Origin of the sequence: Terriglobus aquaticus (assembly GCF_025685415.1) — a bacterium.
GTDB lineage: Bacteria > Acidobacteriota > Terriglobia > Terriglobales > Acidobacteriaceae > Terriglobus > Terriglobus aquaticus.
The window spans coordinates 2,570,369-2,595,542 of sequence record NZ_JAGSYB010000001.1 but is presented as its reverse complement, the minus strand read 5'-3'; the positions used below and the strand labels follow the sequence as shown (position 1 = coordinate 2,595,542).

Sequence of the window (25,174 nt, the reverse complement as noted above, 5' to 3'; positions counted from 1 at the left end):
CCTCACTTCGAAGCTGAGGCTGAAGGAGCAAGCGCATCTTGAGGTGGTTTACGCTCCCACTTTAATGGGCCGACCGGTTCAACACGCAGAGATCCGGCCGTGATGAGAAGTCGCGCAAAGTTCGGCGAAGGCCAAAGCGAAACCTCTATCGCGCCTGTAAATGCTGCGTTTGAGGCGAGCAACTGATTCATATCTCTCCCATCAACCTTCACGGCGCCATCGGAGAGGTACACATCAACCTTTTCGCCGTGTTCTAACTTCGAGCAGGTGAAAGTGAAACCCTTGAATAAAAGGCGATGCTCCTGCCAGCCGGTATAGGGACCGTTGCCGTTTGGGTCGCTGTGCACGACAGCATACAAGGAGAGCACAAGCCCCGCCTCCGACACCGCAAGGTAGCGGATCTGACTATCGTGGAACTCGATCCAGGTTGATGTCGGCTGATTCATCGCCGAATGTCCCCCGGCTCCGTTCCAGTCAGCAGATTCAGATTCAACGCATCAGCCATCTTCTGATACCCCGCCGGCCCGGGGTGCAAATGATCGCCCGAGTCATACGCCGGCAGCATGTGGTCGGGTCGTTGCGGATCGCGAACCGCTGCGTCGAAATCGATCACTCCATCGAACGTCCCGCTTGTCCGAATCCACGTGTTGAGCGCCATACGATCGGCCTCGGCCTGCGCATCGGGATGGTAGTACTCGCTGCCCATCCACGGCGTCAGCGTGCCGCCCAGCGCGCGAATGCCGTGGGCATGCGCATCGGCCACAAATTTTGTGAACGCCGCCTCCATCTGCTGCACTAGAGCCGCGTGCACAGCTGCGGCCTGAGGCTCCTTGCGGCTCAGCGCGCCCAGGTCGTTGATGCCTTCCAGCACGATCACCGTCTTCGCTCCCGGCACGTCCAGCACGTCGCGCTGAAAGCGCTCGGTCGCCGGCGGCCCAACGCACACCTGCAGCACGCAATTGCCGCCAATGCCTTCATTCACTACCGCGACACTGTTCGTGGGCGAAGCCGCCTGCAAGCGCCGGAACAGGTCATCGGTCCAGCGGTCGTTGCCGTCCGTCGTCGCACCGTGGCCGTCAGTAATGCTGTCGCCGAACGCGACCACAACCGGCGCGGCGGTACGCTCCTCCACGTCCACGCCACTCAGGAAGTACCAGCGCGTGTTGGTCGTCGCGCCAGGCAGCGACGCCTCGTCGGCATGATCGCCGGCCAGCAGAAACTCCGTCGCCCGCGCACCGGCGTGCAGCGTCTGCTTGTCCGGGGCGCTGGTCACGTCCAGCGAAATCACCAGGTCAGCGCCCGGGCGCACGTTGTAGTTCAGTGGATCGCCGGCAACCTCCTGCCCCGGCGCTATCGTCACACCGGGCTGCCCGCCAAACAGCACCGGCTTCCAACTCGCCGGCACAATGCTGCCGTCGGGCCTGGCACTCGTGGGCACCGCCACGGTCACATTGCGCAACACCAGCGAAGCTTCCCCAAACAGGTTCGACAGTCGCACCTGCAGCCGGTTTCCTCCCAAGCTCAGGTGAACAGTCTCGCGCAGCGTCATGCCCTTCAGAGCACCCGCGGGCAGCGTCTCGCTTCCGTACGGAGCTTCAAGCGCCGCCGTCCACGACGCCACCCAGCGCGGCCACCCGGCAGGAGCAGCGGGCTGCAACGAAACTTCGCGTTGTGCGTGCATCATCGATGCGGTCGGCAGCAACAAGAGCGCAGCACCCAACGCAATCATCATGCGTGCCCCGGTCATCAAGCGACCTCCCCATTGTGTTCCCGCGTTGCTCGCAGCGCCGCAAGCACCTCACTCCGCACCTCGGCTGGAGCTCCCAGCAGGTGCTCCGCCTGCGTATCGGCCAGCCGTTCGCACATCGCAACCGCCTCCAATAGCAGGCTGAAATCTGAATCCGGCAGGCGCTCCACCGCGCCCAGCATCTCGGTCGCGCGCACCGGTTCCAGCCACGCGTGCAACCGCTGCAGCTCGGCCATCGGCAGCGCCAGTCGCTGCTGATCCTCCGGCTTTACGCCATTCACCAGCAGGTGCAGCGCATTGCCCAGCACCACGTACAGCTCAAAGCTCAGTTCTTCCCGTGTCATGCGCTGGCCACCGGCGCGTCGCAAGAGACACGCGTGGCGAAGTATAGAATGGGCAGGTAGGAGTTCGCCGGGCCTTCGCCTTTGCCAGGCCGGTCGGTAGCCTGTGGACCGCCTCTTACGCAAGTTTCGGGAGAACCGTTCGTGAACAGAAAGCAGACCGCCGTCGTCCTTGGAGCCCAGTGGGGCGATGAGGGCAAAGGCAAAATCGTGGACGTGCTCAGCGAGCGCTACCAGGTGGTGGCGCGCTACGCGGGCGGACATAACGCCGGCCACACCGTCATCATCGAAGGCAAGAAGTTTGTTCTGCATCTGATCCCCTGCGGCCTGCTGCGGCCCGGCGGCCAGGGCGTCATCGGCAACGGCGTTGTGGTCGATCCTGCGGCCCTGCTGCAGGAAATCGCGATGCTGAAGCAGAACGGCCTGCCGGTCGACGGCCAATTGTTCGTCTCCAATCGCGCCCAGGTCATTCTGCCTTACCACCGCATGATCGAGCTGGCAGCAGAGACCGCGCCGGGCCGCACCAAGATCGGCACCACCCGTCGCGGCATCGGCCCGGCCTACGAGGACAAGGTCCACCGCAACGGCCTTCGCGTCGTCGACCTGCTGAACTCGGCTCTGCTGCGCACACACATCACGAACGCCTGCCACGAGAAGAACCAGATCGCGCACGCGCTCTTCGGCACCGAGCCGCTGAACCCGGTCAAGATCTACGAGGAGTACGCCCGCTACGCCGACCAGATTGCGCCCTACGTCACCGACACGGCGGTGTTGCTGAACGACGCCATCCGCAACGGCCAGTCCGTTATGTTTGAAGGCTCACAGGGCGCGCTGCTCGACATCGATCACGGCACCTATCCGTTCGTCACCTCGTCCAGCGCCACGGCGGGCGGAGCGGTCATCGGCACCGGCATTGGACCCACCAGCGTGGGCATGGTTATCGGTGTGACCAAGGCCTACGTGACCCGCGTCGGCGAGGGCCCGTTCCCAACCGAGGACCGCACCAGTGCCGGCGAAGAGCTGCGCGAGCGCGGGCAGGAGTTTGGCGCCACCACCGGTCGTCCGCGCCGCTGCGGCTGGCTCGACCTTCCGCTGCTCCGCTACAGCAACATGATCAACGGCACGGAGTGGCTGGTCATCACCAAGCTGGACGTGCTGGACACGCTCGACACCATCAAGGTCTGCACGCATTACCGCATCGACGGCGAAGAGACCGATCTGATCCCGGCCGACATGCCTGGATTCAACAAGATCGAGCCAATCTACGAGGAGCTGCCGGGCTGGAAGTCGAGCACTGTCGGCGCAAAGTCCGTCGATGACCTACCCAAGGCGGCGCAGAACTACCTGGACTTCATCCAAAAGCATTCGGGAGCACGCATCGGCATGGTCAGCACCGGCCCCGACCGGGACGAGACCTACAGTGTCCCCGCATTTACGGAGGCAACAGGCGGCTAGTTCGCTCCCCGCCTGTTTGGAACAACTGCACCACTTTTCTCTGAGGTTTGAATGATCTCGTTTACGGTTCGAATGAAGTTTGCGCCAGAGGACCAGAGCACCATCCGCGAATTGCTGCGCAATCTGGGCGCGGCATCGCGGCAGGAGCCCGGCTGCGTGAATTACGTGACGCACTACGTGGAAAGCGATCCAAACACGGTCGTGATCTATGAGCAGTACCGCGACGCCGACGCCCTGGAAGCCCACCGCACCTCGCAGCATTTCGACGATTACGCCACCAACGGGCTTTACCGCAAGGTTCGCGAGCGCACGGCAGAAACACTCGTCGAAGTGAAATAAGCACCGCTCAGGTTAGGAATTCGACATCCCACGAATTGGTCTTTGACGCGCCGCGTGGAACCGACGTACGATGCGTTACGCCATGGGGAAGCTTCGCTCCCAACCCGCTTTCACACCGCTGCTCCGCCTGGTGCTCCTGTGCCCGGCGCTGCTGGTGCTGTGCGGGGTTGCTGCACACGGCATGAGCATGCGTCCCCATCGGCCCGGGCACGCCGATCAGCAGCAGATCCTGCGCATTGACGACCAGATGCGGACCGCTCTGCTCGGTGCGGACACCGGGGCCCTGGACAAGATCCTGGCCGACGACTTCCTCGGCATCTCGGCGAACGGCACGCTGTCTGACAAGCAGCAGTACCTGCGCCGCATCGGCAGGCACGAACACCAGTTCACCCGCATCGACATCACGGATCGCAAGGTGCGCATTCAGGCGTCGTCGGCCGTCGTGGTGACCACGGCAGACGTAACCGGCAAGCTCGACAGCAATCCGCTGACTGGCACCTTCCGCTACACACGCGTGTACAGCCGCGAGCCGGACGGCTCCTGGAAGCTGCGCAATTTCGAGGCGACGCGCGTTTTCGGTGCCGGCGCCGATGAAATGCGGCACGGCGAGCCGGTGGCCCGCGTCCGCTAACGCAGCTAGACTGCAGCTCCTTACGCTTCGATCAGTCGGAAAGCCTTCGCCGCGTTCTCGCTGACAGTCTTCACTAGCAGCTCCGGCTCGTAGCCAATTTCCAGGACCGCCTTCGCCTCTGGCCGCGCACCGGCAATGCCTTCCCGGACGACACCCCAGTCGACGGTTCCGTCGCCTGGCCAGCAGTGCTCATCGCGCTGCCCTCTGTTGTCGTGCAGGTGCAACTCGGCGATGCGGCCCGCCAGCACGCCAAACGCCTCATCCAGCCTCGGCATACCCGGCAGGTTCATGTGGCCCACGTCCAGGCAGACGCCGACCGTGTCGAAGTGACCGGAACGAAGAATCTCCAGGAGATGCTCTGGCGTGGTCACGTCGTTATGCAGCGTTTCCAGCAGCGTCTTCACGCCCAGCGGATGGGCAAACGCCTTGATGTGCTCGATCGCGGTGATCGACAGGTCGAGCGATCGCTCGTTCCACTTGTCGTCGCGCCCACCCAGGTGCAGCACCACGGAATCTATGTCGATCTGTTCCGCCGTCTCGAGCGCCCGCTTCACCTCGTCCATGGCGGTGATGCGCCGGCCTTTGTCGGGGTCGATCAGGTTCAGCGTGGCAGGCTGGTGACGGCTCCATTGCCCCAGTCCGGGTTCGAAGATCGGCTGGTGCAGCGTCGCGCGGCAGTCGTTGGAGCGGAACCAGCTTGCCAGCTCTTTGATCTCGGCGCGATCCGTGTAGTCAAAGTGGTGCCGTGCCGCGAACAGCTCGATCGACTGGGCACCACCGGCGACCAAGGCATCCAGCAGACCGGCATGGAGCCGCTGCGGCAGAAAAACATGGGTACTGATGGCGCGGAGCATGCGCCTCTGACCATAACAGGGCGGTCCTCACCCGTCCGTACGTGGGGAACCCTTTGTGGTTCCCCGGCGCACTTCCGCAGCTTCCGGACTACCGTGCCGGAGAAGTCCGAAGCGTGCGTTCGATCGCAGCCTCCGCCAACGGAGCCATGATCGCGTAACCCGCGGGGGTCGGATGCACGCCGTCCTTCGACAGGCCCGGCTTCATTCCGCCCTCACCGTCCACCAGCGCGCTGTAGTAGTCCAGCCAGGTGCAGCCGTGCGCGGCGGCGTACTTCTGCAGCCATGCGTTCAGGTCGCGCACCTGCTGCGCCGGGTTCAGGTTGTTGCGCCAGGCCATGTGATTCGCCGGCAGCACGCTCGACAGAATCACGCGAATCCCATTCGCTTGCGCAATCGCGACCATCGACCGGAAGTTGTCCTCCGTCATGGGCAACGTCATCGGCCCCGTGTTGCCGGCCAGGTCGTTGATGCCGGCCAGGATCACCACGGCCGCAGGCTTCAGGGCCACTACGTCCTGCTGGAACCGGACCACCATCTGCGGCGTGGTCTGCCCGCTGATGCCGCGGTTGATGTACGGCTTACCGGGGAAAAAGCTGTTGCCGTCGCGCTCTTTCCAGGCGATCGTGATGCTGTCCCCAAAGAACACAACGCGGCCCGGCTCAGCAGGCGGCAGACGGTCATTGTCTTCGCGGAACTGGTGCAGGTTTGGCCAGTCCGCCAGCTTCTTCTGCATGCCCTCGATCTGCTCGGGCGTCAGTTCGCTCACCGGCTTCACCAGCAGGGGATCGACCGCCTGCGGCACTGCCGACGCGATCTGCCCCTGCTCCGGTCTGGTTCCCGTGCCCCCGGACGCGGCTGCCGCCTGCCCAGATGCGAGGCCTCCGAAGCTGAGCAAGGCAGTGGCAAACAGGGCAGAACACATCTTCACGCGCACTCTTGGTTCCATGGGCAACCAGTGTACGTATGTGCAGTCGGCCCGGCTACTGCAGCAGGCGCATGGCAAAGGCCGACATGGTTTCAACGCCGGTGGTCAGCGCCGGTTCGTATACAGGCGCAAACAGCGGCGAGTGGATGTTGGGCAGAGGTTTGCCGGTCCGGTGTGACTCGGCCAGCGCCGCTGGATCCGCGACTCCCAGCCAGAACATGCCTAGCGGTATCGACCCGTTGTCCGTCAGAAACGGGACATCCTCGCTGCCCATGATCGGTGTGGCGGTTTCCACCTTGTCCGCGCCCAGCGTTGCGACTGCGGTCTCACGCAGCTTCGCCGCCAGCGAGGCGTCATTCACGGTCGGCACCGTTTGCTCCGGGATCGTGATCGTCGGCATCTTGTCTGCAGCAACGTTGTACGCCGCAGCCACGGCGTTTGCGGTACGCGTCACGCCGTCCACCAGAGTTTTGCGCGTGGGCTCGTCATACGCACGCAGCGTCAAGCCGAGCGTCGCATCGTCGGGAATAATGTTGTTCTTCGTGCCCGCATGAAAGGTGCCTACCGTCAGCACCGCCGGGTTCTGCGCTGGAATCTGCCGTGACACGATCGCCTGCGCCAGCACCACAAATTCCGCTCCCATCACAATCGGATCCTTGCCGTTGGCCGGCGTGGAACCATGCGCGCCAATGCCGTGAAACGTCACGTACACGCTCGTCGACGACGCCAGCAATGGCCCAGGAGCCGTAGCTATGGTCCCTGTCGCATAGTTGTTCGTGTCGTGCATGTCCAGCACGACTGCCGGCCGCGGAACGCGGTCGTACAGGCGGTCCGCCATCATCGCCTTGGCGCCAGCGATCACCTCTTCCGCAGGCTGCGCCAGCATCTCCACCGTCCCGTGCCACGCGCCGCGATTGCCCGCCAGGATCTTTGCCACGCCCAGAAACACCGACATGTGCGTGTCGTGTCCACAGGCATGCATCACGCCCACGTCCTGCCCCTGCGGGTTGGTGGCGTGCACCTTGCTCGCATAGGGCAGTCCTGTGCTCTCCGTCACCGGCAGCGCGTCCATGTCGGTGCGAATCAGGATGGTCGGCCCAGCTCCGTTCTTCAGCACGCCGACCAGGCCCAGAGCGGGGCTGCCATCCTCGTAACGGCCAATGTGAGCGGTCACGGTGTAGCCCAGCTTCTTCAACTCGTCCGCGACAAACGCGGAGGTCTTCACCTCTTGCCGTGACAACTCAGGCGCACGATGCAATTGCAGGTATGTCGCATCCAGCGCGGGACGCATCGCCTCCACCTGCTTCTTCAGTTCTGGCGTGGGCAGTTGTGCAGACAGCGGTGCAGTGGCAACCAGGGCCACTAAGGCAGCAAAGGAACGAAGCATGGGTCCGAGTCTAAAACGGGAAGGAAGCAGGTGACAGCAGAATCAAATGCGCGTGCCACAACGCTTACAGCAGGCATTCACTGCCAGAGAAAGCAAAAGACCGACCCGCGGGGCCGTGCAGGAAGCGCCGGTGAACCCGCCCTAAGACGGTGGGATCCAGCCGTGGCTCTTTAGGCATTCCGAACTGGCGGACACTGCACACCGAGCCATATATACGAGCCAGACCCCGGTTCACTGAATGTTGGTTCAACCAGCGTTGTTCCCACACCTGCTTTGCAGGCCGGTCTTCTAGGGTTGGATGCTAGACCGGCCTGCTTGCGAATGCAAGTCAAGTGGCGGTGACAACTTCTTTCCACGACAGTCAACGCCGACTCCCGAAATGCGCCGCCTGTTTGCACGTGCATGTGCTACTGTGTGGCCGCCGGTTGCGCCACGGCCATCGCGGTTCCGCGCTCCCGCTGCGCCTCACGCGCCCGCTGCACCAGCTTGTCGATGCGACTATCCGCCATCGATCCCGAGCCCACCGTTTCCGCCGTCAGCACGCCATCCGAGTCGATCGTGAAGTAGTGCGGAATGGCGTCCACGTGAAACGCAGTCGAGAGCGTGTGCGCAGTGTCGCGATACTGATTCCACGTCATGTTATGCGCCGCGATGAAGTCCTTCCACTTCGTCTCGTCACTGTCCCACGAGATGCTGATGACTTCGAACGGATCGTTCTCATACTTCTTGGCCAGCTTCTGCATGTGCGGCAGTTCCTGGTTGCAAGGCCCACACCACGTTGCCCAGAAGTCCACCAGCACCACGCGGCCGTGCATGTCATCCAGGTTGAACTTCTTGCCTGCCAACGTCGTCACCACGACGGGCGGTGCAGATTTGTGACGCGCCAGCTCCGGGTTCTCGGCAAAGTGTTTCGCGCGTAGCCGCATCGCGGAACTCTCCGGCGCATGCTCCGCAAAAGCGCGGAATGCGGTACTTGCTTCGGCGTTGCGGTCCAGCCTGGCCAGCGCCATGCCGTCCAGAAACGCGGCCGGGCGATTGGTCGGATCGGTAGAGTAGGCCTTGCTCAGCGCGGCGTGCGCCTGCTCCAGCATGGCGGGCTTGAACTTCTCGTCGCCCGCGCCAAAGAGCAGGGCTCGCCCCTGCTGCATCTCTGCGTCGGACTTGTCGGCCGGCGTGACTGCCGCCGCCTCCATCGCCGCTGCCTCTTTCACCGCGTCCTTCGTGTCGCCCAGGTCGGCATAGGCTCGGATCGCGTGCTCGTAACATTCCATGCACTGATTGCCTGCAATTTTGTTCGCCTTGCGCCAGGCGTCTGCCGCAAACAGCACATTTCCACGCTGGCGTTCCAGCGCCTGGGCTTGTGCTTTTTGTTTCTGAAAGGCGGGATCGCTTTCAAAAGCCGGTTTTTCTGGGGCAGCGGCGGCGAGGGCAACAGAGGCAGACAGAAGCAGAAGGGCAGGGAATCGCATGGCGGCACTGTAGCGCCACTTCTGCACGTGCCGCAATCACAATTTGCGCGGGCCTGCCGCAGCTTAGACTGCGATGCGGTCCAGGTATTCGTCGCCCAGCGCTTCGTCCAGCATGTTGGTCAGTGACGATGCCCGGCTGCGGGTGTGCGTTTCGCTTCGGTCCAGCGATGCCACCAACTCGCGATGCCGCGCGCGCAGCTCCATCAGCTCGTCCGCGATATTCAGCGCCGCCAGCACAGCCACGCGCAGGGAATCCACCGTCGCGCCGTGAGCGCTGACCGCTCGCATCTTGCCGTCCACCAGCGCGCCCAGCCGTGCAATGTGCTCCGGATCCACGCCGCGCAGACGGTACACCTGGTCGTAAATTTCCACCGAAGCGGTTGTCGTATCCGTCACTTCACGCACTCCGATCTCTTGGTTGCCGGCCGGCGCCGTCCCTTACAGAATCTCATCCATCTGTTGCAGCATCGCGTCCACGCGGTTCTTCACCTGGGTACGCTCCTCGCGCAGCGCGAGCACCTGGTTGTTCAGTTCGCTGTTCTCGTTGGAGGCGTGGTCCAGCAGCTCTTTCAGCGCTGCCACTTCCTGCTCCGCGGAAACACGCAGTTCGCGCTCCTTGCGGATCAGCTCCACCGTGCGCAAAACGCGCTGTTCCAGTGCCTGAAACTCGTCCACGCTGATGGGGTTAGTGGTCATCGGTGCGCTTCTCCTCGCGTCGCAAGACATCTTGCTAGAGCGAAGTATAGGGGCGCAAATGCCATTCGGCAGTGCCGATTTGAAGCGGTGGAATCAGACTGGGATACACCCCTGCCTTGACGCGCCCAGCACCGGCCATCCCGTGGTACGCCCGCCGGCCGGTGCTATGCTAGGGAACGCGCGGGAGTAGTTCAGTGGCAGAACGTCAGCTTCCCAAGCTGAATGTCGCCGGTTCGATCCCGGTCTCCCGCTCCAGAAAATTCACGAGAAAGCCCTCGCCATCGCGAGGGCTTTCTCGTGCGCTCTCTGTGCGAGCCCGCCCGCTTACATCTTCGTGATGGTCACGTAGTAGTTGTCGGTCGCCCACTTTACGTGCATCTGCGTGCTCTTCGCGGTGCTCTTTTCGAAGTCGATCAGCATCTGCTCCAGCGATCCGCTTGCCGGCGCCTTTTGCATCGGCACGCGCGCCAGGTCGTCGCCCGCGCCGGGGTAAGGAATACCCCACTCGCCCGTCTTCTTGCTGATGATCAGCGTCCACTTATTCGCTTCGGGCAGCGCAAACAGCGTGTACTTGCCCGCGGGCACGTGCGTTCCGCCGACCATCAGGTCGCCCGAAGTCTCAAAGCTGGTGGCCTCGTTCGCGCCCAGTCGCCATTCCTTACCGTAGGGGTCCTGCCCGCCGACCATCTTGCGTCCGCGCAGCGAAGGTGCACCGTAGCTGATGTGAATCGATGTGCCGCCCAAGTCGGCCATCGCCATCTTGCGCGGACTCGGTATCGGCTTTCCGTCCTTGTCCATCTTCATGGACCCGTGAGCCATCTGCATGTCCTGCGCGCCGATCAGGCAACAGGCACCGGTGGCCAGCGCCACGGCCAGAACTACGTTCTTCATCTTCACTGTGATCTCCTTGCAAGCTGCGCTCACCAGCCTAGCAGTGCTGGAGGGCAGTCAACGGTAGGACGAACGCAAAAAGATCCCGGCACCTCGGCCGGGATCTTTCCCTACAACAACCGTGCAACTTAGCGGCCGCGCTTCTTCACTTCCGCCGAGGCTTCCTTCTCGTCCTGCTCGCTTTCCTTCTCGCTCTTCTTTTCCTTCGCGGACTTCGGCTTCGATTCTTCTTCGTTCTCGTGCGCGTCGTCTTCGCTGGCAGCCTGCTTCAGCAGCGGCTTGGCGTTGGCGAAGAGCGTCTTCGCGGCGGCGACTTCTTCCTGCAGGTTCTCATTCAGCAGCGATGCCACTTCCTTCAAGCCCAGGCCCTTAGCCAGCGCAATCGCCACGGTGTACCCGGCAATCTCGTAGTGCTCCACGCGCGCCGATGCACCCACGATGCACAGGTCCTTGTTCGCGCCTTCTTCATCCTTCTCCAGCGCGTCCTGACCCTCTTCGATCAGGCCTTCCATGCCGTTGCAGTGCTGACCCGTCGGCTTCTTGCCCAGGTGGCCGAACGCCTCACGCAGGCGCTGCACCTGGTTCTTAGTCTCTTCCAGGTGGTTCTTGATGCCGGACTTCAGGCTCGGATCGTTCGCGCCCCTCGCCAGCTTCGGCAGAGCCTTGACCAGTTGATTCTCTGCGCTGTACAGGTCGCGCATCTCGTCCAGCAGTACGTCCATCAGTGCCATGTTGCTTCTCCGGAGGAACTCTCGCCGTTGCGCTTGCTGCGTCGCGGCCAATGCATAGGAGTGCGTTCTCGCGTGCCGCGTTGCTGGGCTACGCCGTCATGCGTTGCCGCGCCTCGCTGCCGCGGGCTTCATGCGCCCGTACAGCTCCTGCAAAATGCGAACGCCGCCCTCTGCTTCTGCACGGTCCGGCTCTTCATCGGTACGGTTCCACCCGTCCTCATCACCGCGGCCATTGTCCGGCTGGATCACGATGCCATCGCGCCGTCCCACCACATTCAAACCGTTGTAGAAGAATGCGTAGTTCACGCCTTCCTGCGGAATGAGCCATGCAATCTGACCGCGCACGGGCACCACGCTCTCATCCGCAAATAACGCGCGCGCGCCGTAGCCGGTGCAGTGGATCACCAGCTTTTGTGTCAACTGCGCCAGCTCGCCCGGCGAGTGGAACTCGCGCGTCTCCACGCGTCCACCGGCAATCTGGAACTCCTGCATCAACTGCCGCGAGTAACTGGCCACGTTAAACGTCAGTGTGCTCGACTGCCGCACCGACTTCGTTGGAAACGGCGTCACCCCCGCCGGCAAGTTCTTCCATTGCGGCGTCAGATCCGCGATCCGATTCCGATATCGCGCAAACTGGTGCTCCTCGGCTTGCTCCGCCGCCCGCCCTGCCGTCGCCGCAGGTGGATCCTCGAGGAAATAGCGGTCGGTCCACTCGATCGGCGAACCGGGCGAACCAAGATAGCTCTGGTACATGCCAAACGAGAAGCGAGCCATCTGCTCCCAACGCTGCGCAAAGTCCGGCGCAGCCACATTCGCCAGCGCAATGCGCGAATCGGGCGTCCACTGCCCGGTGGCGCGGCTCGACCGCACATACGGCGGCCTCTCCTTCGCATAGATGGTCACGTTCAGACCCATTCGCTGCGCCGTCAGTGCGGCCGTCAGGCCTATAGCACCGCACCCGATCACCGCCACGTCCCGCGTTCCCGGCGCGGCCTGCATCGCCGTGCGCACGGCTTGGTCCGCCGCACCCCACGACAGCGACCATCCGCTGCCGCCGTGACCGTAGTTGTGCACCACTGTGGCATCCGCAATTCGTTCCACTTCCAGCCGCGGTCCTGCCGCGCGGAAAGGCCGCAGGCACACCGTGATGCGGAAGATGCGATCCATGTCCGCCCGGATCGGCACGATCGGCCCCGGCATGTCGTAGAAGGGAAGCGCAGCCACCGCTCCCGGCGCGGTCGCCTGCGCGGCAAGGGGCACACCGGCGCGTTTCGCGCACCCACTCACTAGTCCCATTCCAGTCAGCGCAGCCGATCCCTGCAAGAACGCGCGACGGTTCAGATCACGAGGCATGTGTCTGCTCCTTTGTTCCGATTCACTTGGCGTGTATGTCTCGTTTATAGCGCATCGGCGACAATAGACAGGTATGCCTTTGAACTGCGGAATCGTCGGCCTGCCCAACGTGGGCAAGAGCACTATCTTCAGCGCGCTCACCAGTGTGGAAGCCGTCGCTGCGAACTACCCGTTCTGCACCATCGAGCCCAACATCGGCATCGTTCCCGTGCCAGATGAGCGCCTCGACAAGATTGTCGCGCTGGTCAAACCCAACAGCATCGTGCCGACCACCATGGAGTTCGTCGACATCGCCGGCTTGGTCGCCGGCGCCAGCAAGGGTGAAGGCCTCGGCAACCAGTTCCTCGCCAACATCCGCTCCACCGATGCCACGCTGCACATCGTGCGCTGCTTCGAAGACGCAGAAGTCATCCACGTCGCGGGCAAGGTCGATCCGCTCTCCGACATCGACGTGATCAACACCGAGCTCCTGCTAGCCGACCTGGACACCGTCACGCGCCGCCACGAAAAGGTGCAGAAGCTGGCACGCAATACGCAGGACAGCAAAATCAAGCTCGAGTTCAGCGCGATGAGCAAGCTGCTCGAAACACTCGAAGCCGGCAAGCCCGCCCGCACCGCCGACCTCTCTGACGAAGAACGTCCCTACACCCGCGACCTGCACCTGATCACCATGAAGCCGACACTCTACGTCGCCAACGTGGACGAGGCCGGCCTGAAGGACGGCAACGCGCACACCGCCGCCGTCGAACAGCGCGCTGCCGAAGAGGGCAGCCAGGTCGTCCGCATCTGCGGCGCTCTCGAATCCGAAATCGCGCAGCTCGATCCCGCCGAACGCGACGAGTTCCTGAAGGACATGGGCCTGAGCGAGCCCGGCCTGAACCGCCTCATCCACGCTGCCTACCGCCTGCTCGGCCTCATCACTTACTTCACCGCGGGTGTGCAGGAAGTGCGCGCGTGGACCATCCGCCAGGGCACCAAGGCTCCGGGCGCCGCAGGCGTCATCCACTCCGACTTCGAAAAAGGCTTCATCCGCGCCGACGCCTACAACTGCGAAGACCTCTTCCGGCTCGGCTCTGAACAGGCCGTGAAAGAGAAAGGTCTCCTCCGCAGCGAAGGCAAGGAATACGTCGTCAAGGACGGCGACATTCTCTTCTTCAAGTTCAACAACTAGGCGCGTTGCAGTGATGGCAGAGCCGCGCATCATTGCCGTAAGCAGCAGTCCGAACCACGGCTTCTCCAAGCAGCCGCAGCCCGCGATTCATCTGCTCGCCGGTCTCGGCGTGGAGGGCGACTCGCACTGCGGCAAGACCGTGCAGCACCTGTACCTCATGCGCAAGGACGCCTCCGCGCCCAACCGCATGCAGGTGCACCTGCTGCCCGCGGAGCTGCTCGATGAGGTGAACGCCGATGGCTTTCAGGTGGATCCCGGCGGACTCGGCGAAAACATCCTCACCCGCGACGTCGATCTGCTGCACCTGCCCGCAGGCACGCTCCTGCGTCTCGGCGAGGAAGCCATCGTCGAACTCACCTGCCTGCGCCAGCCCTGCGCGCAAATCGACCGCTACCAACCCGGCCTGCAGCAGCGCATGTTCTCGCACGAAGACGGTAAGCGCCGCCCGCGCGTCGGCGTCATGGGCATCGTCACGCAGGGCGGCATAGTCCGCGCGCAAGACCGCATCCGCGTCGATCTGCCGCCAGAGCCGCACCGCGCACTTACCACCTAGCCGTCCCGCCGTAATCTCTTCCCATGCCTTTCCGCACTGAAGCCGGCGAGCCGCGCAGTGTCTCCTCCGCGCTCTTCACCGCTGCGACGTTCCTGTCCGCGTTCCTGCTCTTCCTGGTCGAGCCCATCGCGGCCAAGCAGCTCCTGCCGCGCTTCGGCGGCTCCGCCGGCGTGTGGATCAGTTGCCTCGTCTTCTTTCAATGCGCTCTGCTGGCGGGCTATGGTTTCGCAGACTGGCTCGCTCGCGGCCGCAACGCTCTGCAACGCGAGGGTGGAGCATACCCGCTTGTGCTTGGCATCTCTGTGCTCTCCGCAGCGGCCTGGGCTCTGCACCAAAGCACGTCGCCTGCGCTCACCGCGCATCCTTTCTTCGCCATCAGCCGAGACCTCTTGCTCACCGTCGGCCTGCCGTTCCTTTCGCTCGCCGCCACCAGCCCCCTGCTGCAGGCGTGGTTCGCACGCGCCAACGCCGGGCAAACACGCTACAGCCTCTACGGCATCTCCAACCTGGCGTCGCTGCTGGCGCTGGGCCTTTATCCCACGCTCATGGAACCGTATCTGCCCATGCATACGCAGCGCGTCGCATGGGTGATTGGCTTCACCTTCTTCGCGGTGCTCGCGATCCGGCTGCAGCGCGCCCTCCCACAAGCGGCGCCAGCAACAGCGGTCACAAGCAGCGAAGAACCCACCGAAACCCCCGCGCCTTCTCTGAACACAGCGCGCCTGCTCTGGCTACTGCTGCCCATGGCTGCCTCCATGCAGCTCGCCGCAATCACCGCGCACCTCACGGCCAACGTCGCCGCAATCCCTCTGCTCTGGATCCTGCCGCTCGCGGTATACCTGCTCTCGCTGGTCTTCAGCTTCCAGTTCCCGCGCCTCCTGCCGCAGGGCATCATCCTGCGCCTGCTCGCAGTCATGCTGGCCAGCCTCGGCTACCTGCTCAGCAAGGTCGACGTCTCCGTTCCCATCGCACTCGCCATCGCCGTCTACCTGGCCGAGCTCTTTTTCGCCGCGCAGTTCTGCCACGCTGCCGCTTACGAGCTTCGTCCGCGCCGAGCCGAAGAGACGACCCGCTTCTACCTAATCTTTGCGACTGGCGGAGCGCTCGGCGCCATACTCATCGGTGTCGTCTTCCCGCTCATCTTCTCGGCCAATTACGACCTCGCCATCTCGTTCACGGTCACTGCCGCAGTCGCTGCATTCGCGCTGTGGCAGCAAGGCTGGTCGCAGCGTCTACTGTGGCTCACTGGCACGGCGCTGCTCCTCTTCCTGCTCGGCCTCCAGCGCATCGCCTACCGGCAGGACACGCTCTTCTCCGAACGCAACTTCTACGGCACCCTGCGCGTGCAGCAGAACACCGACAGCAGCGGCCAGACCGTCCGCACCCTCGCTAACGGCAGCATTCGCCACGGCACGCAAATCTTCACGCCGGAACTCGTCCGCACGCCCACAACCTATTACGCGTACGACTCCGGCGTCGGCCTCGCCCTGCGTCTCTGCTGCGGCGATAGTCCGCGCCGCATCGGCGTCATCGGTCTCGGCACCGGCACGGTTGCCGCCTACGGCAAACCCGGCGACACACTCCGCTTCTACGACATCAATCCCGCCGTGCCACCGGTCGCACGCAACCTCTTTGCCTACCTGCGCCAGACACCCGCCACGACAACCATCGTCGAAGGCGACGCCCGCGCGTCACTCACCTTCGAGCCGCCGCAGAACTTCAACGTCCTCGTCGTAGACGCCTTCTCCGGCGACGCCATCCCGCTGCACCTGCTCACCGCAGAAGCCATGCAGGTCTACCTGCGCCACCTTGCTCCCGGCGGCATCCTCGCCTTCCACGTCTCCAATCAGCACGTGGATCTTGAGCCGGCGGTACAGCAATTGGGAGAACACAATGGCCTGCAGGCGAGCACGGTGCACAACGCCGCCGACAACAGCCGCGGCGAGTTCCGCTCCACTTGGGTGCTGCTCACCGCCAACCAGCAGTTCTTGGCTCAGCCCGAAGTAGTGCAGCGCTCCCAGCCCACCCAACCGCGTGCCGGCCTGCGCCTCTGGACCGACGATTACTCCAGCCTCTTCCCCTTGATCCGCTGACCTGCAAGAGACAGCGAGTGATCCGAGACAACGGCTGGCCGTGCATCCGGGTTGAAAATCTTGACGGCATCGAAGTTCGTTGCACACACGTGCAGGCGTCGTCGTTTGCCGTCAGCCTCTTCATTCAGGCGCAGCACTTTCCTGCTACCGTCAGGCCTATGCGGTCGTCTGGCCCAAGTCTAAGAAAAATCCCTATCGTTAGCGCTTTCGTTCTTCTCTGTGGTGTCTTGGTCGGTTGCGGCAGCGGCATGCAAAGCACTACGACGACTCAGCCCGTCGCGATGCCGGCAGCGGTACCCTCCATCTGGGTCGGTGCCTGGGCAAACGCCATGACCAATGCAGTCGGCAATGCGGTAAACACCGGCGGCAGTGACAGGACCTTCCGCTTTCTGGTCTACCCAACCATCGGCGGCACGCAGGAACGCGTACGCTTTTCCAATTTCTACGGCACCACGCCGGTGACCATCGGCGCAGCCCGGCTCTCGCTGGGTGCGCAGGGCAGTCGCCAGATCGACACCACGCAGGACCAGCCGCTTACCTTCAGCGGTGCAACTTCCGTGGTCGTCCCTGCGGGACAGGTCGTGGTCTCCGACCCGGTCAAGATCACCTTCAGCTACGGTCAGACCCTCGCCGTCTCCATGTACCTGAAAGGCACTTACGGCCTTGTCTCCCGCCACGACGGCATCTTTCCGCAGAACTATATGTCTGCCGATGGCGCAGGCGATCTGACGGCAGATTCGTCCGGCAATGGGCTCACGTCCACCCATGCCGAGTGGCTGCTTCTGAACGGTGTCGACGTCTACGGACCCTATCAGGGGACATTCATCCTTTTCGGCAGCTCGACCACGGACGGCTGGCGATCGAATTACAGCAGCACGGCGGTATACCCCACGCCCAACGCACCGGTCGACGGCCAGTTCACGGACCGCCTCTCCGACTGGCTGGCGCGGCGACTGAACGCGGCGGGGTATCACATCGGCGTGGTGAACCTTGGGGTTCCTGGTGACACCGTTACAGATGACATCACCAACACCCAGAACAGTGTCCAGAATGCGAACCAGCGCGTGGGTCACGACGCCCTGACCATTCCCAACCCGCTGGCCATGGTCACCTATTTCGGGTCCATTGATATCCGGTCGCCAGACTGCAAGTCCGCGCCCGCAATCGAGGAAGCGACTACCCGTCTCGTATCTGCCGCGCACGCCGCCAGTCTTCCTGTCATCCTGGCGACGATTCCTCCGTCCGCGTTCTGCACCAACCCGGCGCAGGCCAACTTCGGACCAATTCCTACGGCTGCCGACCCGTACGCCGGTGGCGTCGCGCCCGGCAGCACGCCGAACGGCGGCGAAGTGCAACGCATTGCTCTGAATCAGTGGATCCGGTCGACGGGTGCAACCCTGGCGGGTGTGGTCGCCATTGCTGATTTCTCTGCTGCTCTGGAAGATCCGGCGCGTCCCAGCTTCTTGCAATCGCAGTACAACTCCGGCGACAACTTCCACCCGAACGGGAACGGCTACCATGCGGAGGCTGACGCCATTCCCCTTTCGGTACTGCCCGCTCCCCGGTAGTCATCTGGTACCAGGAAAAATCAAGCCTGTGTAAACTTTCCGGCGTCGTATCTGTCTAGGGGTGTATGGGAACTCTCGGACAGCGCGTGCGCTCGGCCTTTTGTGTTGTGCTCTCCGCAGCGGCGTTGCTGCTGAGCAGCTGTTCCGGTGGATCGACCTACACCACGGTCCCGCTGCCGGACAGCCAATGGGTTGTAGCATGGGGCGCGCCGCCTGAAAACGCGCTCGCCTCCGCGACAAACCCAGGCGGAGAGGAACAGACCTTTCGGTCCATCATCCTGCCGACCATCGATGGATCGCAGGAGCGTGTGCGGCTCTCCAACCTATATGGAAGCGCTCCCATCACCATCGGCAGTGCGCATCTTGCTGTTGTGACCACGGCTCCAGCAGTAGACAGCTCGACCGACCAGCCACTTACGTTCAATGGGGCAACCAGCGTCACCATCCCCGCCGGGCAGACGGTTACGTCCGATTCGGTGAAGGTGTTCTACACCGCTGGGCAGAAGCTCGCCGTCACCACCTACGTCAAAGGCACATTCGCACCGCTCACACAGCACCAGTCTCCCGTCATGATGAGTTATGCAACCGCGACGAATGCGGGAGACATGACAAAGGACACGAGTGGAGCAAGCTTCACCAACTCAGTGCAGCGATGGCTGCTTGTCACCGGTGTAGATGTGTACGGCCCATACCAAGGAACGGTGGTCCTTCTGGGCAGTTCCTCCATTGACGGAACTAACTCCAACTATCTCAGCACCAATGCCTACCCGGCCAAGAATACCGTCGAACCCACTCAGGACAACGACACACCCGCAGATTGGCTCGGTCGCAGCCTTTTGGCCGCTGGTTACCGTCTGGGAGTTGCAAACGGCGGTCAGATCGCCGATCCCGCAGCTCCCGATGCCACTACCGCAAGCGGTACGTCGCAGGCCGGTATCGACCGATTCAATCGCGATGTCGTTCAGCAACCCGGTGTCAAAGCTGTGATCGTCTACATCGGCGGCGTCGATCTGCGGCTGGATTGCAAGTCAGCCACCGACGTCGAAGCGTCGCTGACAAACATCATCGCTCAAGGTGCTGCTGCAAACCTCCGCGTGATCATTGCCACAATCCCGCCCTCGGAGTACTGCACCACGTCCGATCCGTCGCTGCTGCCCAGCACTTCCAATCCATGGCAGGGCGATCTGAACCCCGGTCCTGAGAATCCAGGTTCCACCCAGCGCCGACTGGTCAATACCTGGATCCGCAACGTGGCGGCAACTCTGCCCGGAGTCGTGGCTGTGGCTGACTTTGACGCCGCGCTGGCCTATCCGGCACACCCGGACTTCCTTCTGCCCAACTTCGTCAGCGGTGATAACTTCCACCCCACCGGCCTTGGGTATCAGGCACAGAACGGGGCCATTCCGCTGAAGGCAATTCTCGGAAACTAGGTCGATAGATGCGCACGCGAGGGAATCGTCTCTCGCGTGCGAATGGCAATGCGTACCTGGCTAGCGCCGCGTCGTTCCTTCGCACGTGGCGTATTGGCCGGTGGTTCGCTGCCATGTCTCCGTGCGGCCGAACATCTTGATTCCGATGTACCCACGCAGGTGCAGCGCGTTGCCCTCGCTTGTCATCGCGGCCTTGTACGTTTTGCCGCTCTCCGGGTCATAGATCTTGCCGTCCACCGCATGATCGGGGTCCTGCAGGGCGAAGTCCGTGCCTATCGCCATCTTGCAGATCGGCCGGCTACGCAGCGAGGCATCCGGATTCCTCTCGTCTGTCACACCCGGCGCTTTCTTTGAGATCGTGACAATCGTGATGCACACGTGCCCATCACAACGATCGATGTGCAGCACCGATCCGGCATCGGTGGACCAGTAGCCCAGCACACCGGTTTGCGCCGGCGCCGCCGGAGCGTACTGCCCGTGCGCGGTACAGCACAGCGCGGCAGCTGCGGCGAAGAAGAGGAAAACGCGTTTCATGGTGTGCTCCCGTACGGTCTGATGCAACTCCGTTGGAAAGCACCCCTGCGCCGTGCCGCGCTTTCGATAGCGCCGGAAAAGATCGAATGCCTGGCTTTCCGCCTATCCAATAGTGCAGAGTTGGGCAACTCGCTGCCGGATGGCAACATCTCCTTGTTCTTTGTAGTGCCGTCGCGCTCCCCCGGCGCGTAGGTTCCTCTCCACGAAGGGACACGGCAGAGGTGACCAGAAATGGGACATACGAGAGCGCTATCGTGTTGCCGATAGGTGCTCACAGGGGGAGAAGATCGAAATGCAACAGTCGTGCCAGGCTTGCCGTAACGGAGTGGAACCGCCCATCCCTTTCAGCATGGCGGTCCAGCCCATCGTAGATACCGAGAGAAATCGCGTCTTTGCATACGAGGCGCTGGTGCGTGGCCCCAAGGGCGAAGGCGCCGCAAGCGTTCTGAGTGCGGTCACCCCTGAGAACAGGTATGCCTTTGACCAGAACTGCCGTGTCAAGGCCATCACCCTCGCCAGCCAACTTGGGATTGTCGAGCGGAATCCTAAGCTCTCCATCAACTTCATGCCGGGCGCCGTCTATAGTCCAGCCGCCTGCGTTCGACTCACCTTGGCTACCGCGCGGGCTCACAGCCTGCCGCTCGACCGGCTCATCTTTGAATTCACGGAAGCCGAGCAGATCGACTCGCCGACGCATCTCCAGCAGATTGCCGACGAGTACAGTCGGCATGGCTTCACCCTCGCCATCGATGACTTCGGCGCCGGTTTCTCCAACGTGAATCTGCTCGCGCGCCTGCACACCGGGATCGTGAAACTCGACATGGATCTGACCCGCGATCTGCATCAACGGCCGCGTGCCCAGGCCATTGTGCGATCGTTGGTGCGGCTTTGCCGCGGCTTTGGAACACAGATCGTCGGTGAGGGCGTGGAGACCTACGAGGAGTATCGTGCCATGCGCAGCTGTGGTATCCGCTTGATGCAGGGCTATCTGCTCGCCAAACCAGCCTTCGAGCAGCTTCCTGACTTTGAGATCCCGCGCCCGCGCCGTGAAGCCGTGCCCATGCTCAATGTCCCGTCCGTGCTCACGATCCTTCCATCAGGGCGCGCCGCCTAGCTCGCTAGGTCGCTCATACCTGCGCGCTGCGCTGCCGTAAACGCAAAAGGACCGGATCGCCCGGTCCTTTTGCTGTATCTGGCTCGCGCTTAGAAGTTCGCGAACATCTCCAGCGTCTTCTCGTAGTGCCCGTCGCGTTCGGCCCAGCGCAGGTGTTTTACGTTCTCCACCAGCACCTCGCCCTTTTCGATCTTGCCGGGGTCCGCCAGGATCGACATCACTTCATTCGTATACGCATCCAGCGGCATGGCGCGCGGGTCCTGTGCCTGCTGTGGTCCGCCCAGCTCGGTCTGCACATAGGGCGGCGCCAGCTCCAGCACCTCCACACTCGTGCCGCGCAACTGCATGCGCAGCGCATCCAGCCAGTTGTGCAGAAACGCCTTGGTCGCGCTGTACACCGGTCCCTTTGGGAACGGTACAAACGCCAGGCCCGACGTCGTCACCATCAAGGTCGACTTAGGCTGCTTGCGCAAGTGCGGCAGCAGCGCGGCCGACAACTCCACCACGCTGGTGATGTTCGTGGCGATCGTCTGCTTCGCACGGGTCACGTCGACGGTGTCGGCCGTGTAGTCTTCCATCCCCGCAATGCCTGCATTGTTGAACAGGACATTCAGGTTAGGGAAACGCTCCTGTACTTCGTTCGCAAACCCTTGCAGGGCGCTGCTATCCTCCACGTCCAACTGCATGCCGACAATGCCGGGGTACTTCGCCTCGATCTCATCCAGCAGGTTCTGCCGGCGGCCTGCCACGATGACCGTATTCCCCGCCTGGTGCAGCGCCACTGCAAGCGCCCGCCCGATGCCGCTGGTACCACCCGTAACCAGAATCGTATTGCCCGTCACTTCCATGCTTGTCCCTCACCAGCACCAGATGCGGAGAGCGCGAGCCCCGATCCAAAAACATGGCAAACGCGAGACTCCGGGAAGGACGCGCAGAAGGCAGCAGCTAACAGCCGGCACTTCGTTCCTCGTGGCACTTCATCAGGTTTAGCGCGTAGTTGAGCGCCAAAGTATAAGCGCCGTCACTGTCAGAAGCTAACCCTGCTGGTAAAAGCCGACAGTTCTCTGTGGGCCGTTGACAGCGTCTAGAGGGGCCTGCATTCTTGGAGAACTCGGAAACCAATCAGGCAGGCAGAACCGCCGCTCTGTAGCAAGCTCCTCTTGCCGCAGCCGGTCCCCCCGTGGCTCGGAAACAGCCGTTCGCCGTCCAGGAGACGTATGAACCAGAAGAAGTTGCTCCATATCGCAGCGATGCTTGCCGCAAGCCTTGCTTTCTCCGCGACCCATGCGCAGAGCACGGAAGCCACCGCAGGACTTGCACCCTCTGCCTTGAAACAAATCCAAGCCGTCTACGCGATCAAGGCGTCGCTCTCACCTGTTGAGCAGAAGATGTCTTTCAATCTCGTGCTCCTCTCCCGCCAGGCACAAGGCAAGCTTCCGAAGGAACTCGCCTCTCTGGTACGCGTTCCGCAAACCGATGCGCAGGGCAAGATCGCTGTCGACGTCAACGCACGTCCCGGCGTACGCCTTGCCAGCAGCCTCGCAAAGTTCGGCGATGTCGATGCCTCGTCTACCTCGATCGCAGGGCATCACGCCCGTGCGCACGTTGGTCTGGCGAACCTGCTCAAGCTCGCGTCGGAGAGCGATGTGCAGACCGTTGAAGAAGCTGCGCTGGCCCACACCAACGTCGGTTCCGTCACCTCGCAGGGCTACGTCGCGCACCGCGCGAACAGCGTGATCTCCAGCGGCGTCACGGGGGCCGGCATCAAGGTGGGCGTGCTCTCGGATAGCGCCTACCCGGCACGCGTGGCGGCTCTTATCGCCTCGGGCGATTTGCCTTCCGACACGGTTGTGCTGCCCGGTCAGGCTGGACCGTCCGATAACAGCGGCGAAGATGAAGGTGCGGCGATGATGGAAATCGTGCACGACATCGCGCCGAACGCGAAGCTTTTCTTCGCCTCAGCCTTCAACGGCGCAGCCAGCTTCGCCGATAACATTCGCACTCTCCGCAACACCTACGGCTGCGACATCATCGTCGACGACATCAGTTACTTCAACGAGTCCGCATTCCAGGACGGTCCCATCGCTCAGGCCGTGAACGACGTAACGGCGAACGGTGCTCTGTACTTCTCTGCGGCCGCGAACTCTGGCAACCTCACCTCCGGGACCTCGGGCACATGGGAAGGCGACTTCTCTCCCTCGACGGCAACGCTCCCGGCCGCTTTCGGGCCGTATGGCGAAACTGGTACCCTGCACAACTTCAGTAGCAACCAGCCGTACGACGTGCTGACTTCGACGGCGGCCAGCGGCATCGGCCTGCATTGGTCCGATCCCAACGGCGGTTCCGGAAACGACTACGACCTCATTATTACGAACAGCACCGGCACCTCAGTCCTGGGCATTGGCGGCAATTCGCAAACCGGAACGCAGAATCCATACGAGTTCGCCTCCGCGACCAATGGCTTCCCCGCCGGTAGCCGCGTGTATGTCCTGCTGTATTCGGGTGTGGCTCGCGCGTTGCACGTCGATACGGAACGCGCAACCCTGACCATCGCTACGTCCGGAGCAACATTCGGGCACAATGCTGGCTTGAATACGTTCTCCACCGCAGCCGTGTACTGGAACGCAGCACGTCGCGGACCCGCTCCGTTCACCGGTGGCAGCACCAACCCCGATGAGACGTTCAGCTCAGACGGGCCGCGCAAGATCTTCTACAACCCCGATGGAACCCCGATCACGCCCGGAAATTATCTGTTCTCGAACGGCGGTGGACGGACGCTGCAAAAGCCGGACGCCGCCGGAGCGGACGGTGTGACTACCGCAACGCCTGGTTTCGCTCCGTTCTTCGGAACTTCGGCCGCTGCTCCACACCTGGCCGGCATCGCCGCCCTGATCAAGTCTGCGAATCCGGCTCTCACCAATACGCAGATCCGGAACATTATGACGAGCACCACGCTCGACAACATGGCGGCCGGCGTGGACCGCGATAGCGGCTACGGTATCGTCTCGGCCATCAACGCTGTCAACGCAGCCAAGGCAGTCGCCGCCTCGCCAGCACAGCAGTAAGCAAACTGCGGTGGTCCGCTAAGGGCCACCGCCCATTGCCCGACCTCGTCTTCTCAGGAGATTGTTATGAAACTTCGCTTTATGGTTGCTGGCGCGCTGCTCGTAGCCGGCATGTCTGCTTCATCTGCCTTCGCGGATCCTCTTACCTTTTTCACGGATTCCGTTTCTACCTCCGATGCGACCCAGCAGGGCCGCCTGGTGCGCAGTGGCCAAGCCCAGACGTGGGCGGGCGCCGAGGGTTCGTTCCCAGGCACCAACAATACTGGAGTGACCTTCTACTACAAGACCTACACCTTCAGCAATTCGCTCTTCAATCCGAACAACTACATCGACATTAGCGTCTTCGACGAGTCGAACAGTGGCCTGTTCTTTGTGAGCGCCTATGCCGGTTCCTATAACCCAGCGGCAAAGGGCCAGAACTGGTTGGGCGATGAAGGAGCGAGCGGCAACATCCAGTTCTTCTCGAACGATCCAGGAGAAGCTCGTGACTTCGAAGTCATCGTACCCAACGGGCAGGATCTCGTGTTGGTTGTGAACACGACCGGGGGTGGCACGAGCGGCACGGGGTACAAGTACGACATCGCCGTCAACGACTACAGCGACTCTGAGTATGACAATGTCCCTGTCACGCCCTATGTGGCAGCCACCCCGGAACCCTCGACCTTCGTGGAACTCGGCACCGCAGTGGTCGCCTTTGCAGGCATGGCGCGCCGCCGTTTCCTGAAGGCCTAAGCACGCGGGCTTTGTCTTGCCCTTTGATGGGCGACAGTGCGTTAAGTCTAGGCTCTGAATGGACCAGTCGACAGGGTCGAAATGGACCACAGGAC

Annotated in this window: 25 protein-coding genes, 1 tRNA gene and 1 other RNA gene; 12 read left to right on the top strand and 15 right to left on the bottom strand. The window is 62.7% G+C overall.

Annotated features, from left to right (window positions below; genetic code table 11):
- Positions 1–2: 2 nt before the first annotated feature.
- Genes OHL12_RS10810 through OHL12_RS10800 form a run of 3 tightly spaced genes read right to left on the bottom strand, consistent with a single transcriptional unit; the run spans position 3 to position 2,091 of the window.
- Positions 3–446 (bottom strand): hypothetical protein, encoded by a 444-nt coding sequence (locus OHL12_RS10810; protein ID WP_263413821.1) that lies wholly within the window; start codon positions 444–446, stop codon positions 3–5.
- Positions 443–1,747, bottom strand: a complete 1,305-nt coding sequence (locus OHL12_RS10805; protein WP_263415122.1) for an SGNH/GDSL hydrolase family protein — start codon at positions 1,745–1,747, stop codon at positions 443–445. The genes OHL12_RS10810 and OHL12_RS10805 overlap by 4 nt, the downstream gene beginning before the upstream one ends.
- On the bottom strand, positions 1,747–2,091 hold the full coding sequence (locus OHL12_RS10800) for a hypothetical protein (RefSeq protein ID WP_263413820.1): 345 nt from the start codon (positions 2,089–2,091) through the stop codon (positions 1,747–1,749). The genes OHL12_RS10805 and OHL12_RS10800 overlap by 1 nt, the downstream gene beginning before the upstream one ends.
- Positions 2,092–2,232: 141 nt before the next feature.
- Between OHL12_RS10800 and OHL12_RS10795 the strand changes: the two genes are divergently transcribed.
- The 3 genes from OHL12_RS10795 (at position 2,233) to OHL12_RS10785 (ending at position 4,513) form a co-directional block, all read left to right on the top strand.
- A complete protein-coding gene (locus OHL12_RS10795; protein ID WP_263413819.1) occupies positions 2,233–3,543 on the top strand; it encodes an adenylosuccinate synthase in 1,311 nt (436 codons plus the stop codon).
- A gap of 51 nt (positions 3,544–3,594) precedes the next feature.
- The gene (locus OHL12_RS10790) at positions 3,595–3,882 is read left to right on the top strand and encodes a putative quinol monooxygenase (RefSeq protein ID WP_263413818.1); all 288 of its coding nucleotides are present in this window, start codon (positions 3,595–3,597) and stop codon (positions 3,880–3,882) included.
- 70 nt (positions 3,883–3,952) lie between these two features.
- Positions 3,953–4,513 carry a nuclear transport factor 2 family protein gene (locus OHL12_RS10785; protein WP_263413817.1) on the top strand — a complete coding sequence of 187 codons (561 nt, stop codon included), beginning with the start codon at positions 3,953–3,955 and terminating at the stop codon, positions 4,511–4,513.
- A gap of 20 nt (positions 4,514–4,533) precedes the next feature.
- On the opposite strand, the gene OHL12_RS10780 is transcribed toward OHL12_RS10785, so the two are convergent.
- The 7 genes from OHL12_RS10780 to OHL12_RS10755 form a co-directional block, all read right to left on the bottom strand.
- Complete coding sequence (locus OHL12_RS10780) at positions 4,534–5,367, bottom strand: sugar phosphate isomerase/epimerase family protein (protein WP_263413816.1); 834 nt, start codon at positions 5,365–5,367, stop codon at positions 4,534–4,536.
- An 88-nt stretch (positions 5,368–5,455) separates the two neighbouring features.
- Complete coding sequence (locus OHL12_RS10775) at positions 5,456–6,289, bottom strand: SGNH/GDSL hydrolase family protein (RefSeq protein WP_263415121.1); 834 nt, start codon at positions 6,287–6,289, stop codon at positions 5,456–5,458.
- Between the two features lie 58 nt (positions 6,290–6,347).
- Positions 6,348–7,679, bottom strand: a complete 1,332-nt coding sequence (locus OHL12_RS10770) for an amidohydrolase (protein ID WP_263413815.1) — start codon at positions 7,677–7,679, stop codon at positions 6,348–6,350.
- 98 nt (positions 7,680–7,777) lie between these two features.
- Positions 7,778–7,964: non-coding RNA, 6S RNA (gene ssrS, locus OHL12_RS17450), on the bottom strand.
- A gap of 122 nt (positions 7,965–8,086) precedes the next feature.
- On the bottom strand, positions 8,087–9,148 hold the full coding sequence (locus tag OHL12_RS10765) for a TlpA family protein disulfide reductase (RefSeq protein WP_263413814.1): 1,062 nt from the start codon (positions 9,146–9,148) through the stop codon (positions 8,087–8,089).
- Between the two features lie 63 nt (positions 9,149–9,211).
- The gene (locus OHL12_RS10760; RefSeq protein WP_263413813.1) at positions 9,212–9,544 is read right to left on the bottom strand and encodes a cell division protein ZapA; all 333 of its coding nucleotides are present in this window, start codon (positions 9,542–9,544) and stop codon (positions 9,212–9,214) included.
- 42 nt (positions 9,545–9,586) lie between these two features.
- Positions 9,587–9,844 carry a hypothetical protein gene (locus tag OHL12_RS10755; protein ID WP_263413812.1) on the bottom strand — a complete coding sequence of 86 codons (258 nt, stop codon included), beginning with the start codon at positions 9,842–9,844 and terminating at the stop codon, positions 9,587–9,589.
- A 180-nt stretch (positions 9,845–10,024) separates the two neighbouring features.
- On the opposite strand from OHL12_RS10755, the gene OHL12_RS10750 reads away from it, so the two are divergent.
- A tRNA-Gly gene (locus OHL12_RS10750) sits at positions 10,025–10,099 on the top strand.
- Positions 10,100–10,168: 69 nt separating this feature from the next.
- Here OHL12_RS10750 and OHL12_RS10745 read toward each other — a convergent pair.
- The 3 genes from OHL12_RS10745 to OHL12_RS10735 form a co-directional block, all read right to left on the bottom strand.
- Complete coding sequence (locus tag OHL12_RS10745; RefSeq protein WP_263415120.1) at positions 10,169–10,735, bottom strand: DUF2911 domain-containing protein; 567 nt, start codon at positions 10,733–10,735, stop codon at positions 10,169–10,171.
- A 128-nt stretch (positions 10,736–10,863) separates the two neighbouring features.
- Positions 10,864–11,466, bottom strand: a complete 603-nt coding sequence (locus OHL12_RS10740) for a YciE/YciF ferroxidase family protein (protein WP_263413811.1) — start codon at positions 11,464–11,466, stop codon at positions 10,864–10,866.
- A gap of 96 nt (positions 11,467–11,562) precedes the next feature.
- Positions 11,563–12,819: an FAD-dependent oxidoreductase gene (locus OHL12_RS10735; protein ID WP_263413810.1), complete on the bottom strand. Its 1,257-nt coding sequence runs from the start codon at positions 12,817–12,819 to the stop codon at positions 11,563–11,565.
- A 73-nt stretch (positions 12,820–12,892) separates the two neighbouring features.
- Here OHL12_RS10735 and ychF point away from each other — a divergent pair, with 73 nt between their 5' ends.
- The 5 genes from ychF (at position 12,893) to OHL12_RS10710 (ending at position 19,634) form a co-directional block, all read left to right on the top strand.
- Positions 12,893–13,990 (top strand): redox-regulated ATPase YchF, encoded by a 1,098-nt coding sequence (gene ychF / locus OHL12_RS10730; protein WP_263413809.1) that lies wholly within the window; start codon positions 12,893–12,895, stop codon positions 13,988–13,990.
- 13 nt (positions 13,991–14,003) lie between these two features.
- Positions 14,004–14,543 carry an MOSC domain-containing protein gene (locus tag OHL12_RS10725; protein WP_263413808.1) on the top strand — a complete coding sequence of 180 codons (540 nt, stop codon included), beginning with the start codon at positions 14,004–14,006 and terminating at the stop codon, positions 14,541–14,543.
- A 23-nt stretch (positions 14,544–14,566) separates the two neighbouring features.
- Positions 14,567–16,636, top strand: a complete 2,070-nt coding sequence (locus OHL12_RS10720; RefSeq protein WP_263413807.1) for a spermidine synthase — start codon at positions 14,567–14,569, stop codon at positions 16,634–16,636.
- A gap of 248 nt (positions 16,637–16,884) precedes the next feature.
- Positions 16,885–18,204 (top strand): GDSL-type esterase/lipase family protein, encoded by a 1,320-nt coding sequence (locus OHL12_RS10715; protein WP_263413806.1) that lies wholly within the window; start codon positions 16,885–16,887, stop codon positions 18,202–18,204.
- Between the two features lie 65 nt (positions 18,205–18,269).
- Entirely contained in the window at positions 18,270–19,634 is a 1,365-nt protein-coding gene (locus OHL12_RS10710) for a GDSL-type esterase/lipase family protein (protein WP_263413805.1), read from the top strand.
- 60 nt (positions 19,635–19,694) lie between these two features.
- Here the strand turns inward: OHL12_RS10710 and OHL12_RS10705 are convergent, their stop codons facing one another.
- Entirely contained in the window at positions 19,695–20,168 is a 474-nt protein-coding gene (locus tag OHL12_RS10705) for a DUF2147 domain-containing protein (RefSeq protein ID WP_263413804.1), read from the bottom strand.
- Positions 20,169–20,517: 349 nt separating this feature from the next.
- Between OHL12_RS10705 and OHL12_RS10700 the strand changes: the two genes are divergently transcribed.
- Complete coding sequence (locus OHL12_RS10700) at positions 20,518–21,282, top strand: EAL domain-containing protein (protein ID WP_263413803.1); 765 nt, start codon at positions 20,518–20,520, stop codon at positions 21,280–21,282.
- A gap of 89 nt (positions 21,283–21,371) precedes the next feature.
- Here OHL12_RS10700 and OHL12_RS10695 read toward each other — a convergent pair whose 3' ends face one another.
- Positions 21,372–22,130 (bottom strand): SDR family oxidoreductase, encoded by a 759-nt coding sequence (locus OHL12_RS10695; RefSeq protein ID WP_263413802.1) that lies wholly within the window; start codon positions 22,128–22,130, stop codon positions 21,372–21,374.
- 369 nt (positions 22,131–22,499) lie between these two features.
- Here OHL12_RS10695 and OHL12_RS10690 point away from each other — a divergent pair, with 369 nt between their 5' ends.
- Together OHL12_RS10690 and OHL12_RS10685 are read left to right on the top strand one after the other, a co-directional pair.
- The gene (locus OHL12_RS10690) at positions 22,500–24,347 is read left to right on the top strand and encodes a S8 family peptidase (protein ID WP_263413801.1); all 1,848 of its coding nucleotides are present in this window, start codon (positions 22,500–22,502) and stop codon (positions 24,345–24,347) included.
- Positions 24,348–24,413: 66 nt separating this feature from the next.
- Positions 24,414–25,079 carry a hypothetical protein gene (locus OHL12_RS10685; RefSeq protein ID WP_263413800.1) on the top strand — a complete coding sequence of 222 codons (666 nt, stop codon included), beginning with the start codon at positions 24,414–24,416 and terminating at the stop codon, positions 25,077–25,079.
- Positions 25,080–25,174 lie beyond the last annotated feature (95 nt).

Coding starts and splice junctions, on each gene's coding strand:
- ychF (WP_263413809.1), top strand. CDS start 12,893: ATGCCTTTGAACTGCGGAATCGTCGGCCTGCCCAACGTGGGCAAGAGC.
- OHL12_RS10805 (WP_263415122.1), bottom strand. CDS start 1,747: ATGACCGGGGCACGCATGATGATTGCGTTGGGTGCTGCGCTCTTGTTG.
- OHL12_RS10690 (WP_263413801.1), top strand. CDS start 22,500: ATGAACCAGAAGAAGTTGCTCCATATCGCAGCGATGCTTGCCGCAAGC.
- OHL12_RS10700 (WP_263413803.1), top strand. CDS start 20,518: ATGGCGGTCCAGCCCATCGTAGATACCGAGAGAAATCGCGTCTTTGCA.
- OHL12_RS10740 (WP_263413811.1), bottom strand. CDS start 11,466: ATGGCACTGATGGACGTACTGCTGGACGAGATGCGCGACCTGTACAGC.
- OHL12_RS10780 (WP_263413816.1), bottom strand. CDS start 5,367: ATGCTCCGCGCCATCAGTACCCATGTTTTTCTGCCGCAGCGGCTCCAT.
- OHL12_RS10785 (WP_263413817.1), top strand. CDS start 3,953: ATGCGTTACGCCATGGGGAAGCTTCGCTCCCAACCCGCTTTCACACCG.
- OHL12_RS10725 (WP_263413808.1), top strand. CDS start 14,004: ATGGCAGAGCCGCGCATCATTGCCGTAAGCAGCAGTCCGAACCACGGC.
- OHL12_RS10810 (WP_263413821.1), bottom strand. CDS start 446: ATGAATCAGCCGACATCAACCTGGATCGAGTTCCACGATAGTCAGATC.
- OHL12_RS10770 (WP_263413815.1), bottom strand. CDS start 7,679: ATGCTTCGTTCCTTTGCTGCCTTAGTGGCCCTGGTTGCCACTGCACCG.
- OHL12_RS10710 (WP_263413805.1), top strand. CDS start 18,270: ATGGGAACTCTCGGACAGCGCGTGCGCTCGGCCTTTTGTGTTGTGCTC.
- OHL12_RS10800 (WP_263413820.1), bottom strand. CDS start 2,091: ATGACACGGGAAGAACTGAGCTTTGAGCTGTACGTGGTGCTGGGCAAT.
- OHL12_RS10745 (WP_263415120.1), bottom strand. CDS start 10,735: ATGAAGAACGTAGTTCTGGCCGTGGCGCTGGCCACCGGTGCCTGTTGC.
- OHL12_RS10705 (WP_263413804.1), bottom strand. CDS start 20,168: ATGAAACGCGTTTTCCTCTTCTTCGCCGCAGCTGCCGCGCTGTGCTGT.
- OHL12_RS10685 (WP_263413800.1), top strand. CDS start 24,414: ATGAAACTTCGCTTTATGGTTGCTGGCGCGCTGCTCGTAGCCGGCATG.
- OHL12_RS10775 (WP_263415121.1), bottom strand. CDS start 6,289: ATGTGTTCTGCCCTGTTTGCCACTGCCTTGCTCAGCTTCGGAGGCCTC.
- OHL12_RS10755 (WP_263413812.1), bottom strand. CDS start 9,844: ATGACCACTAACCCCATCAGCGTGGACGAGTTTCAGGCACTGGAACAG.
- OHL12_RS10720 (WP_263413807.1), top strand. CDS start 14,567: ATGCCTTTCCGCACTGAAGCCGGCGAGCCGCGCAGTGTCTCCTCCGCG.
- OHL12_RS10695 (WP_263413802.1), bottom strand. CDS start 22,130: ATGGAAGTGACGGGCAATACGATTCTGGTTACGGGTGGTACCAGCGGC.
- OHL12_RS10735 (WP_263413810.1), bottom strand. CDS start 12,819: ATGCCTCGTGATCTGAACCGTCGCGCGTTCTTGCAGGGATCGGCTGCG.
- OHL12_RS10765 (WP_263413814.1), bottom strand. CDS start 9,148: ATGCGATTCCCTGCCCTTCTGCTTCTGTCTGCCTCTGTTGCCCTCGCC.
- OHL12_RS10715 (WP_263413806.1), top strand. CDS start 16,885: ATGCAAAGCACTACGACGACTCAGCCCGTCGCGATGCCGGCAGCGGTA.
- OHL12_RS10790 (WP_263413818.1), top strand. CDS start 3,595: ATGATCTCGTTTACGGTTCGAATGAAGTTTGCGCCAGAGGACCAGAGC.